General features: G+C 41.4%; 12 protein-coding genes and 1 tRNA gene. 7 read left to right on the plus strand and 6 right to left on the minus strand.

Annotated elements, in window-relative coordinates:
- Positions 1-65: 65 nt before the first annotated feature.
- Positions 66-728 carry a hypothetical protein gene (locus IWT5_RS02370; protein ID WP_089108352.1) on the plus strand — a complete coding sequence of 221 codons (663 nt, stop codon included), beginning with the start codon at positions 66-68 and terminating at the stop codon, positions 726-728.
- Positions 729-3,139: 2,411 nt separating this feature from the next.
- Here IWT5_RS02370 and IWT5_RS02375 read toward each other — a convergent pair.
- Positions 3,140-3,529, minus strand: a complete 390-nt coding sequence (locus IWT5_RS02375) for a hypothetical protein (RefSeq protein ID WP_089108353.1) — start codon at positions 3,527-3,529, stop codon at positions 3,140-3,142.
- Between the two features lie 40 nt (positions 3,530-3,569).
- Entirely contained in the window at positions 3,570-4,649 is a 1,080-nt protein-coding gene (locus tag IWT5_RS02380) for a hypothetical protein (protein ID WP_089108354.1), read from the minus strand.
- 255 nt (positions 4,650-4,904) lie between these two features.
- On the opposite strand from IWT5_RS02380, the gene IWT5_RS02385 reads away from it, so the two are divergent.
- From IWT5_RS02385 to IWT5_RS02395, 3 genes are all read left to right on the plus strand, one after another.
- Positions 4,905-5,348 (plus strand): hypothetical protein, encoded by a 444-nt coding sequence (locus tag IWT5_RS02385; RefSeq protein WP_089108355.1) that lies wholly within the window; start codon positions 4,905-4,907, stop codon positions 5,346-5,348.
- Between the two features lie 1,226 nt (positions 5,349-6,574).
- A complete protein-coding gene (locus IWT5_RS02390) occupies positions 6,575-7,720 on the plus strand; it encodes a tyrosine-type recombinase/integrase (RefSeq protein WP_089108356.1) in 1,146 nt (381 codons plus the stop codon).
- An 80-nt stretch (positions 7,721-7,800) separates the two neighbouring features.
- On the plus strand, positions 7,801-8,103 hold the full coding sequence (locus IWT5_RS02395) for a helix-turn-helix domain-containing protein (RefSeq protein WP_089108357.1): 303 nt from the start codon (positions 7,801-7,803) through the stop codon (positions 8,101-8,103).
- 106 nt (positions 8,104-8,209) lie between these two features.
- On the opposite strand, the gene IWT5_RS02400 is transcribed toward IWT5_RS02395, so the two are convergent.
- Positions 8,210-8,845 carry a GntR family transcriptional regulator gene (locus tag IWT5_RS02400; protein WP_089108358.1) on the minus strand — a complete coding sequence of 212 codons (636 nt, stop codon included), beginning with the start codon at positions 8,843-8,845 and terminating at the stop codon, positions 8,210-8,212.
- A 136-nt stretch (positions 8,846-8,981) separates the two neighbouring features.
- On the opposite strand from IWT5_RS02400, the gene IWT5_RS02405 reads away from it, so the two are divergent.
- Together IWT5_RS02405 and IWT5_RS02410 are read left to right on the plus strand one after the other, a co-directional pair.
- Positions 8,982-9,749: a dimethylarginine dimethylaminohydrolase family protein gene (locus tag IWT5_RS02405; protein ID WP_089108359.1), complete on the plus strand. Its 768-nt coding sequence runs from the start codon at positions 8,982-8,984 to the stop codon at positions 9,747-9,749.
- Positions 9,750-9,830: 81 nt separating this feature from the next.
- Positions 9,831-11,258: a basic amino acid/polyamine antiporter gene (locus IWT5_RS02410; RefSeq protein WP_369688566.1), complete on the plus strand. Its 1,428-nt coding sequence runs from the start codon at positions 9,831-9,833 to the stop codon at positions 11,256-11,258.
- 383 nt (positions 11,259-11,641) lie between these two features.
- Here IWT5_RS02410 and IWT5_RS02415 read toward each other — a convergent pair.
- A tRNA-Gly gene (locus IWT5_RS02415) sits at positions 11,642-11,712 on the minus strand.
- 93 nt (positions 11,713-11,805) lie between these two features.
- Positions 11,806-12,021: a DUF2187 domain-containing protein gene (locus tag IWT5_RS02420; RefSeq protein WP_089108361.1), complete on the minus strand. Its 216-nt coding sequence runs from the start codon at positions 12,019-12,021 to the stop codon at positions 11,806-11,808.
- A gap of 192 nt (positions 12,022-12,213) precedes the next feature.
- Between IWT5_RS02420 and IWT5_RS02425 the strand changes: the two genes are divergently transcribed.
- Complete coding sequence (locus IWT5_RS02425) at positions 12,214-12,594, plus strand: DUF1516 family protein (RefSeq protein ID WP_089108362.1); 381 nt, start codon at positions 12,214-12,216, stop codon at positions 12,592-12,594.
- Positions 12,595-12,648: 54 nt separating this feature from the next.
- Here IWT5_RS02425 and IWT5_RS02430 read toward each other — a convergent pair whose 3' ends face one another.
- Positions 12,649-13,362, minus strand: coding sequence for an aspartate/glutamate racemase family protein (locus IWT5_RS02430; RefSeq protein WP_089108363.1), 714 nt, complete (start codon positions 13,360-13,362; stop codon positions 12,649-12,651).

Consider the following 13,362-nt stretch of genomic DNA (forward strand, 5'->3'; position numbering starts at 1 on the left):
ATCTGACCCATAGTCCAACCCAAAAGCCCATCCAACGGCTTGAAATGCAGAGAGGAACTTTAATCATGTTAGATAAAATCACCACGGCCCAAAAGCCGCTTTTGACCTTAAATTTAGCCCTGGCTGATCATCAGAGCGCGGCCCTGACCGGCATTGTCATTACCGGTGAAACCGACAAATTAGCCGCTGATTATCAGCAGAAATTCGGCTTGAACGAATACCGTTTGACCCACGAAACGGGTAACGGTAATGCCCTAAAGACGTTAACGAAAACCACGGACCCAGCCCAAGTTTATGGCACTTTTTACACCGCCTACCAGCTGGAAACTGGCTTGTTTGACCGGCAAAATTCAATTCAGATCGTTAACTGGGATTACCCCGAAACAACGCTTTTACCCGCCGAACTACCGATTTATTTAGCCACCCAGCGGGTCTTAAACACCGATGAAACCTTAGCTCAAAAGCAGGCCGATATGCTGAAGCTTATCCGCCAAAACTACAACTTTTTTCGCGTCTTTGAAGCCACTGATTCGCTCAAACCCAACGACTTTTACGGCGGCATCGATACCCCGCAGGCGCTTCCGGAACTGAACAAATTAAACTATATTATCGTCACTTTCAAGGGCCTTTCGGACAATTTAGCCGAGTCTAAATTCGGCATGACCGATGCGCTCGACCAATTGCTTTTGCATCTTCACGCCGGGGCTTTAACAACTGATCCTGACTAACTTTAGACACGCCTAATTGACATTAGGGTGTCTTTTTTTTCGATATTTTTCAGTCAAAACCAGCTTCGATGGTGCCACTTTATCGCGCTGAAATCGGCCCAGTCAGCGCTTCTCTCGGCACCAAAACTAGTAAGGTACTGGCCACCAAGATGAATGAAAACTAGCTAAATTTTTATCCCTAAAATACTGAAAATTGATCTAGTTTAGCCAAAAAAAGCCGCCCGTTGAAACTCATTACGCAATCGTTTGACGGGCGGGCCAGCGACCGGCTCATCCTTATTTTTCACTCGGATTCCCGTCCCCGCTGGAACAAAAAATCAAAGCGATGGTGCCATAAATTACGGCTGAAATCAGGCCGGTCAGCCCGCAAGCTGGCACCTGAAACAGGACATTAACTCTCTATTTTGACGACAGAACTATTAACCAAAATGGTGCGCGCAGCAACGCTGAAATCGACCCTAGCAGCGACACATTGGCGCACCATATCAGCCACTCTGAAACTCACTAGCCGATCGTTTCTCGTGGCAAAAACGGTCACTTAAACCATCTTATCCAGACGGTTTGTGCCCGCAGTTTTTAAGTCAAACCCGCTGCTCTTAAGCTCACTAGCCGCTCGCTTATCGCCGCAAAAACTGACACTTAAACTGTCCTATACGGACCGTTTTCGCCTGCAGTTTTTAAAGCAAAACCAACCCAAACAACTCAGTAATTAATCTAGAAATGGTGCGCACAGGAACGCTGAAATCGGCCCTAGCAGCGAATAATCGGCGCACCATAACTAGCCACTCTAAAGTTCATTAAACAATCACTTCTCGTGGCAAAAGCTGACACTTAAACCATCTTATTCGGATGGTTTTCGCCCGCAGTTTTTAAATCAAAACCAACTCAAATAACTCAGTAATTAATCTAGAAATGGTGCGCACAGGAACGCTGAAATCGGCCCTAGCAGCGAATAATCGGCGCACCATATCTGTCCCGCTGAAGCTCTCTACGCGATCACTTCTCGGGACAAAAACTGACACTTAAACTGTCCTATACGGACCGTTTTCACCCGCAGTTTTTAAAACAAAACCAACTCAAATAACTCAGTAATTAACCTAGAAATGGTGCGCGCAGGAACGCTGGAATCGGCCCTGCAGCGAAAAATCGGCGCACCATATCTGTCCCTCTAAAGCTCTCTACACGATCGCTTCTCGGGACAAAAACTGACACTTAAACCATCTTATTCGGATGGTTTTCGCCTGCAGTTTTTAAATCAAACCCGCTGTTCTCAAGCTCATTATCCATTCACTTATTCCAGCAAAAATGAGTTCCTAAAACGTCCCTAGCCGGTCGTTTTATCACACCATTTTTAAACCTAAACCAGCCACTCTAAAGCTCTCTATGCGATCGCTTCTCGCGGTAAAAACTGACACTTAAGCCATCTTATTCGGATGGTTTTCGCCCGCAGTTTTTAAATCAAACCCCTGAGTAAACGACCAAAAAATGGTGCGCGCAGAAACGCTGAAATGGATCCTAGCAGCGACACATTGGCGCACCATATCAGCCACTCTAAAGCTCATTATTCATTCACTTTTCATGGAAAAAACGGGCTTCCAAAACATCCCTAGCCGGTCGTTTTAGCGCACCGTTTTTAAACCTAAACCAGCCACTCCAAAGCTCGCTACGCGCTCACTTTTCGCGGTAAAATTCGGCTTAAAATCATTCCTATCCGGAACCATTTTCGCACGAATTTTCAACCCCAAACCAACGCTCTCACTGCTCCTTATGCCGTCGCAGTTTTAGCGTGCTGCGCAGCCGGTTTCAACGCCTTATGCAGTTGTTGAACGGGCTTGCTGGAACGTTCCCCGTGTCTTAAAAAATGAACAAGGCGATTTTGGTAAGGCGACATGGGGAACAGGATAATAGAACGTAAGACCGCTGCGCGGTCCTCAGCATAGCTGAGACGTTCATAACATCATCCTGCTCGGTACCCTAACCCCATGCGTTGCAAGGGTTTAGCCGAGATTGCCCCCAGCCGTTCCTGCTAGGTCGCCCTAGGCGACCTAGTGGTCAAACACCATTCGCCGTTAGGCGACTGGCTGATTCCCAGCCTGACGGCCAGTAATGGACTCTAGGCGACCTAACGTCGCCTAACGTAACTGACAAGATGTCGCCTGAAGCGACCTACTTTTTATGGGGGCAAATTATGCTATCCGCCTCACCGGTTCCCCAGCAAACTGCTCGCTACTCGATCGCATTTTTCTGCCCGGTAGGCGTCACTGGCAGCGGCCTTCGGCGGCTGCCAAACAAATCAAAACCGACCACCAGAAACACAAATAGAGTAGATTTGCGGCTACTCTATTTTTTCACAAAAAAAGGCTCCGCCTTTTCAGCGCAGTCTTCTAAAAATCAATTCACTTACTATTTAATTATGCGGTCATATCATCAACATCTGCAACTGACTTTTCAGCAGCAGGTTCTTCATCCGCCGGGACCACTTTCTGTTCCGCTTCACTTTGAGCTAAGTACGCGCCAAACGACTGCCGCATGGTGTCGGAACTCTGCAAAGCCTGTTCGAACTTTGCTTCACCGACCTGCTTGAGCCAGGCCTTTTTATTCGCCTTGAGTGTCCGGGAGATCTGATTTAACTCACTGACGATTGCCCGCACCTGAGCATCTAACTGCGGTGCTTCAAACTTAGCTTTCGCCACGTTGAACTTGACCGGCACTTCATAGGAAAAGTCCTGCCAGTCGATCCGTTCACCGACTTCCTGCAACGCTTTGGCCAACTCATTGACCGATCTAATTTTCTGTGCCATTTCAGCACCTCATTTCTCATTAATTATGACTGACTATCAACTATTCAAATACCCCGTAACGAGACGATGCTGTAGCATAACCGTCCATGGATTTCTCCAGGATCTTGGTCTGCTGCAGATCGGCTTTAGCCGACTGAACGGCATCAGTATACTGTTCCGTATTAGACTGGCAGGTCTCAATATTCGACAAAATATTTTGCCGGTTATTCTCCAACGTCGTATTGGCATTGGCACTGTCGGAATCGCTGTCATCCTGCGTGTCATCTGCCGGCCGGCCTAACGCTTTATTGATCTGTTCCAGCTGGCTGTAATACTGATGCTCCGCCTTCAGGTTTTGACTCTGCGCATAGTTCAAACGGATCAAATGTTTCTTAGCTTTGGCAATGCGTTCCTTACCGGCGATCACACTGTAAAGCTGTGACATGGACATCGTCCGCGAGATCGATTTATCAGTTTTGACGTTGTTACCTTTCGGGTTGATCCGGAAAGCCGTAGCATCAAAATTGACCTTCTGACTGCGGCCATCAAAATCAACTTTGCCAGTGCCGTTAGAGTTATCTACGTCACCAGAATTATCATTAAAATCAACGGTCGAGATCGGCATATCGTCACGGATCAAAATCTGTAACGGTGCTTTCGGCAAATCGCCGTAAACCATGATCGCTGCGTACCCCGTACTCCCAAAGACCACGAAACTAGTTTTGATCGTTGGGATCTTATATTTACTGATTGATTCCTTAAAGAAAACCTTGTACTTGGAAGCCGAGGTCGCAAACGAACTGTTCGAATCAAACTTAATTGGAATAACGGTTAAGTCACCATGGCGAAACTGCGGTTCCAGTCTAGCCGTGTTCCCCGTTTTGGAAAAAGTCAGGGTCTTATTCACGGCACTGACCGTCATCGCCCGTACCTGCTGAACATGATGGGCGTGAGTAAAACCGGAAGCCGTAAAAACCGCGATACAGCTGAACGCAAACACCAGTGCCAAGGACCGTAAATTCGTCCGGTTATGTACCAGCGTTAACTTAAACCGCCGCCAGCGTTCGGAAAAGGATCCGGCCTTTTTCTTTGGCCCATTCTGTTCTTTTTGACGTTTATCACGAATCGTTTTACGTGCCAAAAAGTTCACCTCTATTCAATTATTTATGTGAACAATCGTAACGAAAAAACCGTCCCAAACACAACCTTGTCAAACCAGTCAACAACCAAAAACGCGCAACCCCAAATCATCATCCCACCTAAACCCATTCACCTAATAAAATCCTCTAACTAATGACGCAAGCACCCCTCGTCCCGAAGTCCTCAAGGTGCTAGTTTCATCTCGAAAAACCACTACACTCACGTAGTCCAAAAAAGAAAGAAAGAGGTGACTGATATGCAAACTATTTTAAATCGGAAGATGACCCGTCAGCTAAATCGCAAGCTGCACCATGACGGCTTCAAAACCGGCTTCTTTGCCAGTCTACGACATCGTTTAAACTGGCAGGCAGAACTACAGAATGATCGTGCAGACGCTCAAAATCTGCCGCTGATCAAGCGTTACTTACATGCTGCCAGTATCGGCTGGTGGACCCAGAAGATCGTCATTGCGTTAGTTATTTTACTGACCATGCAACTTTGCATCAGCCTGCCCCAAATGGCTCAGGCCCATGCCGACTATCAGGTCTACGAGTACCAGGTTACTTACGCGAAAGCCCATCATGATACGCAGCTGCTTAATACGACTTTGAAACGCGGCCCCCAAGTCGCCTGGTATTTAAAGTACGGCCATCTGACCAAAGCTGAGTACCTGCAAAAGATCGGTGCTGTTAACCAATAAAAAAAGTTTTTAAGAACATTATTTGTATGAAATAGCATAATTGTTCGTTACACCATGTATTGTAAAAGGCTACTATGACTGATATGACAGTCTTAATAGCCTTTTTCTTCTTCAAAAATGTTGAATTTTAGATAAAAAGTGCTATAAACCGCGTGAACACCAGTATGGACGAAAACACGGCATAAGTTGCGAAAAGTTGCCATGTTTGCACTTTTTTATATAATTATACGGTTATCAAGGGGTAACGTGAATGATGTCTGTATAAAAGTATGCGAAAGCTTTGAATTTTATGCCGTGTTTTTTGAATGAAATATTGCATATCAAACAAAAACTGAATAAATGTCCGGAAACTCGTTTGAACTTTTTTCACCAATGGTGAACTCACATGGCAAATGCGTACGCAACTCAACCTGTTGTGAAAATTTCACATCAGGGGGTATTTCGACCAAATTTGGCAACTTTTCGCATTATTTTTGACCAAACACGGCATAATTTACTTCACAAGCAAAATTGAGATTTAAAGCAAATAACCAGTTAGAAAACCTATTATGATAGTCTTTATGACTAATAGTATTAAGACTATAGATCTTGGTACTTTGTGAAGTCCACAAACACGGCAACTTTTCGCAAATTATGGACGTAGTGAAGCAAGTTCCACTATCGTTGGTATAGCAGTCTTTATTGACTTCACAAAGTCTACTTTATTGGTTTTATTTTTGCATTCTCAAAAGTTCTTAAATAGTACAGCACGATTTTAAGTGATTTTACCTATTTTCTCATGCTCACATTATCACTTGTCATTTTCTATATATATACTATTTAAGAACTTCAAAATCTGGACAATGAATATTCATTGCGCACAATCTTTTTGAAACCCGAAAAGGCAAATAACGAACATGTTTTGATCTGTGGGCAGTCAGGTTTTAAGCTATTCTAAACTAATACCCGTTATTATATCCCTTGGAATTCTCAGCTAAAGTAAAGTAAACCCCTCAAAAACCCAAAGCGGGCCGTGCCCGCTAGTCCAATCAAGGAGTAACTAAACAAAATACCAAAAGCCAAAGTAAAACACTGGTTGAAATGCAACTTTGTAATAAGTATTAGTTCAGTTATTTCTAACTTCCTTTACCCTTGTTTATCAAGCTTGTTATGTCATTGAGGAATCTGCTACCCTCGTACTTGTTGATTAAAGCTAGAGCTACTTTTTAATAGAAAGGAGGACAAGCATGGCAAGGACCACTTCATATAAGCAACAAAATGGTTCAACTCGCTGGAAGATCACTGGTTATCTTGGTACCAACCCCTATACCAAGAAACAAATTTATTTTCGAAAATCCGGTTTTAAAACTGAGACAAGTGCTTTCCGAGCATACGAGCAAGCAGTTAATGATCTGCAAAAAAACGGCTTTCAAAATAAAAAATTAACCACTTTCCGACAGATATATGAAATGTGGTTACAAACGTATAAGAATACCGTCAAAGAGTCCTCCTACGTCAAATTAAAGCAGAAGTTCAATAAACACATTTTACCGGCCTTTGGCGATAAGAATATTAATAGTATAGAAGTGTATGAAGTCCAGCAGTTTGCAAATCATATGCGTGACATCAATACGCAATATAAGGAATACATCTCGAACGTTTCGCGAATCTTTAAGTTTGCGATCAGCCAAAACTTCGCTACCCGTAATCCGGTGAACAGCATCACGATTCCAAGGCGAAAGAATCAATCTGTAATCTCCTCAAAGATTAATTACTTTGATGCTAAACAGTTGAAATCTTTCTTAGCTGAAGCTCAGAAAAATGAACGATTTGAAATCTATGCCTTCTTTTACCTAATGGCTCACACCGGGTGTCGAACGGGTGAAGTTCTCGGTTTACGATATGGCGATATTGATGAACATCAAGCTTTGAAGATCTCTCGAACATTAACGAGAGGTGAACATCGGCGTTTATACCTTGAAGCTCCTAAAACTTCCAATTCAAGGCGTGAAATCCCTCTAGACGATGAGACCATTTCTATATTGAACCAATGGCACTCGTTACAGATAAAATTGCTAAAAATAAATGGCGAGACTGATGCTGGTGGAAAGCAACTCATTTTTACCAACGAAAAAGGACAATTCATTAACTTATTCACACCTCGACTGTGGATGCAGCGAATCTGTAAACACGCTAAGCTACCAATTTTGTCTCCCCATGCACTTCGTCACACGTTTGCTACCCTATTACTCAGTCAGAATGCCAATTACAAAATGATTTCTGCTTTATTAGGCCATTCCAGTGTAGCCTTTACACTGGATACCTATGCTGGTATCTATCAGAAAGACAAGCTCGAAACAATTAACAAGCTCAACAACCTTATCGATAAGTAGCCCCCTGGTTTATAAACCTAGCTTTGAAGCGACTACCTTTGCTAAAATCGGCTCACATTCAAAATGAAGAGGTGAACATCATGGACAAATTGAAAACGTTGAGACACGACAACACTGAAGAATTAGCCGATAAGCTAGGTGAAGAACTACTCGCTTACTTGAACAGCTCTCTGAAAACGCAGGCCCATCAGCTGGCGGTTAAAATAGCCCGCAGTCAACGCTACATGAATAAAGCTGAAGCTTGTAAGTACTGTGGCATCACCAATAATACTTTCGATAAATGGTTAGCATTAGGACTGCAGCGAATTCATATCGACGGCATCATTCGGTTTGATAAACAAGATCTTGATTCCTTTATGAAAGAACACAAACGAATCATTTAGTTGACCAAGTAGTCTCCCCCATGGACTACATAGTTAACTATTTAAGGTACCAGGCTATAATGCCTGATACCTTTTTTTATCCCACAAAACAGCACGAAGAAACAAATCACCAAATATCATACTGTGCGTTTTGTGAATTCCAATGAACGTTTTCTAGAAATTGACGTAGCTCTTCCTTACTATGACTCTTAAATAAGTCAATTATCTTTTGATGTTCATTATTTGTTATTTTCAGGACACTTTGAATTGAAGACGGATCCAGCCGAATATAGGATTTTCCGATAAATATTTTTTTGCGATTTTGGAGTTCCGTTCTGAGTAAATTGTTTTGGCATTTTTGCATATAGACGTTATGAAATTTTTCTTGAAGTTCATTGTACTTTATATACAATTTATTATCGATTGCTGAATACATACTATCAACTAGGAATTTCATCACAGCATAATCTTCTGAAGTTAACTCATCACATGTGAGTTCTGCGACCTTTCCATCTAGCAACCCAATAAGGCTATATAGTTCTTCTACATCTTTACGTGTATAGGATCTTAAAACGAATCCCTTACGGGGCACGCGTTGCAGAATGTCCTCTGATGAAAGCTGCAATAAAGCCTCTCTGATTGGTGTTCGACTCATTCCTAAGTTATCTGATAGAAATTGTTCAGTAATATGATCACTTCGCTTTAGGTTCCCGCGTGTTAACTGTTCAGAAATGAAATTGTACACTTTATCTTTTGGTGACATATTATCCCTCCGATGCTCTTTAGTATTAGTATACTGCAGTACATGTGAAAAATGTTCAAAAAGCCTTGAATTTGATTTATGTATATTGTATACTCAAGCTGTTGATGAGGTCAATAAATGGAAGGAAGGAAAAATCATGTTTAAAAATGTAATTGTTCGAGTTCCGTCCGCAACTATTTCAGAAGGAATTACAAGTGCTCATGAGGGTAAACCCATCTATACTAAAGCACTTATGCAGCACGAAAATTATGTAAGCGCTTTAACTAAAACTGGCGTCAACGTCACCGTCCTTGAGCCACATGATGAATTTCCAGATTCTTGTTTCGTAGAAGACGTAGCGCTTTGTACTAGTAAATGCGCTATTATTACTCGTCCTGGTGCATTAAGTCGCCGGAAAGAAGCTGCACTGCCTGATATGTTAGAGGCCCTAAAAGGCTTCTATGAGCACATAGAATACATTAAGGATCCAGGTACTGTTGAAGCTGGGGACATCATGATGGTTGGTGATCATTTTTACATTGGCCTATCTGCTCGTACTAACCAAGCCGGTGCCGACCAAATGATTAGTATTCTTGAAAAATATGGATTATCTGGGCAAGTTGTTCCACTTAAAAAAGTTCTCCATTTAAAGACTGGTCTTGCCTATCTGGAAAATAATAATTTATTGGTAGCTGGAGAATTTAAGGATGACCCAGAATTTGCAAAATTTAATAAGATTGAAATTGATGAAGATGAAGCCTATGGTGCTAACTGTATTTGGGTAAATGGTTATGTTTTAGTTCCTGCAGGCTATCCAAAAGTTCAAAAGAAAATTGAAGATCTCGGTTATAAAGTTCTCGTAGTTGATACTTCTGAATTCCGTAAAATTGATGGCGGTTTAAGTTGCTTATCATTACGTTTCTAGAAATTAAATTAAAAGATGAGGAACGTTGATAGATAATTTGTTTGTCTACACAGTTCCTCATTTTTGTTTAAAAAAAAGAGGGTGAAATCTTTGGAAAGCTCAGAAAATAAGATTGGCTTATTCCCGCTTGTCGGTATTATTATTGGTGCAATTGTTGGTGCTGGTATCTTCAACTTGATGAAAGAAATGGCTAGTACTGCTTCAGTAGGTGTTACCATCATCGGTTGGATCATTGCTGGTACAGGAATGGGATCATTAGCACTTTGCATGGAAAGTCTAAATTCCAAACGTCCTGATTTAAATGCTGGAATATTCAGTTATGCACAGGAAGGCTTCGGCGATTACATCGGGTTTAATTCAATTTGGGGATACTGGGTTTCTGTTATCATCGGTAATGTTGCCTTTGGGACACTCCTTTTTAGTGCACTAGGCTACTTCTTTCCTGTTTTTGGTAACGGTCAAAATATTGCTTCAATTATTGGCGCTTCAATTATGCTATGGGTTTTACATTTCATGATAATCAGAGGTCTAGACAAGGCTGCCCTATTAAACGCAGTCGTAATGGTAGCTAAACTGGTACCAATTTCCATTTTTATTATTTGTATCATCGCTGGCTTTAATAAACAAATCTTTTTCCATGATTTCTGGGGAACTTTAGCATCTAACGGTCAAGCTAGTGGCAGTATCATGACACAATTAAAAGGTACTGTGCTGGCCACCGTATGGGTATTTATTGGCGTTGAAGGAGCCGTCGTATTTTCTGGACGTGCTAAAAAACGGAGTGATGTTGGAAAAGCCACCATTCTTGGATTTGGAGCCGTTGCATTAATTTATGCAGCAGTAACCGTTCTTTCATTCGGTGTAATGACACAGGATCAACTTCGCCACTTGCCGAACCCTGCTATGGCTTACGTCCTTGAACACGTGATTGGGAAACCAGGTGCCATCCTTGTCAATTTAGGCGTCATTATCGCTATTTTTGGCGCCTGGATTGCGAATACTCTACTCGCTGAAGAAGTCGCCTACCAAGCAAGCTTAAAGCAACTATTCCCAAAGGTTTTTAAGAAAGAAAACAAACATGATATGCCAGTAAATTCAACATTTATAACCAATTTAATTGTCCAAGTACTATTACTAAGCTTTTTAGTAACTGACCAAGCATACTCATTATTATCCAAATTATCGTCTGCAACCATTTTGTTACCCTACACATGTGTTGCTCTATACCAGTTAAAGGTAGATTTTCAAACTAAGGAAAGTCCACTATCAAAAAATGTTATTGTCGGCGTAATTGCCACTTTATATATGTTCTGGCTGATATACGCTTCAGGTATCATGTACATTGTACTAACAATTTTGTCGCTCGTTCCAGGTACCATTATGTACGCCTATGTGAGAAAGAAATATAAGCATAAAGTATTTAATAAATATGAAATTGTAATCTTCGTCATATTTTTAATTATGTTTGCTTATGGTGTTTGGCAACTACCAACCATCATCAAAATGTGAGCTTTTTAGTGATAGATGAATGGCAAAATACATTTAGAGTTTATCAGGCGAGATTTATTCAAACTGGGCATCACCGCAAAATAAGTATTGAATAACTGGTTATTCAATACTAAATAAATCAGTTATTAGATAACTGATTTTTTTAATATAACATATTTCACGATCGATCATTATCAATTAATTTCTTAGCAAAATCATCTAAATCAACGAATTTATAAAATTTTTTTGGCTCTTCTACTAGTCAACAGAGAATGCTCCGAAAAAAGTTGCATGTAATTTTGTATGTATCGCCTTAAATTCAATCTAATTCATTCAAATATCAAAACTTATAGCAAAAGAGCCAACCCTCTCGGATTGGCTCTACATCAACGTTTATAATCTTAAGCGGGTAACGGGAATCGGACCCGCGACTCAAGCTTGGGAAGCTTGAATTTTACCACTAAACTATACCCGCATAACAGTAACTATACTATCATATTATGCTTATTCTGTCAGCACGAAAATGCATAAAAATAGGCTTTTCTGAAATAGTTAGCTGTTATTTTCATTATTTAGCTTCAGCTTTTGCTGGTTCAGCATCGTCTTTTCGGACGATTGCACGGTTGTTAAGTTCACCAACCAAAATTCGGTCTTCATCATGATAACTTAAAATGTGAATTAATACCGAGTTTTCATAAACCTTCTCGATTTCCCCTTCAAAGTCATGTTCAAAAGAGCCAAACTTTTTACCCTTTACATAGTCGCCAACTTGATGTTCTGCCATTGGGTTATTCCCTCCACTTCGCATGATGAAAAAGATAATAACAAATTTCCCCTGGAAATACAAGCCCCACTTTCATAATTCACGCCTTTTCCGTAAACTTAACGTTGAATTAAGAATTTAAATTGAAAATGAGTTTCAGACACCTTCGTGGTAGACTTAAGATAACAGTAATTCGCGGGATCTACTAGAAATATGCAACATATTTTAATCGAGGATGTGACGTGTATGTGGTTAACCATTTACTTCATCAGTTTAATCTTACTTATTCCAATCACCGCTATTGGCTTGAATCGAACTTCTGAAAAAAGGATTTCTCAATGGTTAATTATTGACCGTTTCGTTTATCTACTCATGGCATGTGCAACCGTTGTCTTGATGATCCGAACGTTTAGCCACGCGCCCCTATTGGTCTCTTGCAAGGGCTTATTAGCAGTCAGTGTCGTCGTATTGATTGAAGTTGCCTTTGGTCGCAAACAGGAGCACAACCTTTCCATTGCTTGGACAATCATCATCAGTCTGGCAATTTTACTCACGGCAACGGTTGGCATCGTCACAACTCTAAACTCAATTTAAAATAACAAAAAGATTAGCCTGTTTCCCTTATGGAAAGCAGCCTAATCTTTTAATTTACGCTCTTTTTTGTGTCTTCAATGCCAGCTCTAACGAACGGTCAACTAGAATCGATTGACTGTCGATCACTGGCTTATCCGTCACCGGTTCACGATCTTGTGCTAAGGACAACTCAGTGCAGCCAAGCACTAAAGCATCGCAATGAGTTTCATCAAACATCTGCTGAACCAAGCCGTGATACAGCTGGCGGTCAACTTGATTATTATCCTTAATGCAGTCATAAATCAGCTTATTGGTCTGTTCCTGAACGGACTGGCTGGGTGCCAGGAATTCATATCCTGCAGCCATAATCTCATGATCATAGATATGGTCAAAAATCGTTCCTTCAGTAGCGATTAAGCCAATCCGATGCGCTTGCGGATACTTCTTACCAATCTCCTTTACAGCCTCACGAGGCATGTGGAGAATGGGAATCTCGGTTGCTGCCTGCATCTCATCGTAGAAGTAATGAGCTGTGTTACATGGTAAGGCAAAGAAATCCGGTTTTAACTGACTCTGAGCCTTAATATCATTTACCAGTGGAACCAACGGATTGGGCTTACTGTGATCCTTAATGTAACTCGTGCGGTCGGGCACGGTTGCATGATTGACCAGAATATAGTTCAAGTAGTCCTGATCCTTGTTCGCTGGTGTACGTTCATTTAACTGATGAATATAAGTTTCGGTGGCTTCAGTACCCATACCGCCAATTATCGTAAAGAAGTGTTCCAT

Source organism: Secundilactobacillus mixtipabuli (assembly GCF_002217925.1).
Classification (GTDB): Bacteria; Bacillota; Bacilli; order Lactobacillales; family Lactobacillaceae; genus Secundilactobacillus; species Secundilactobacillus mixtipabuli.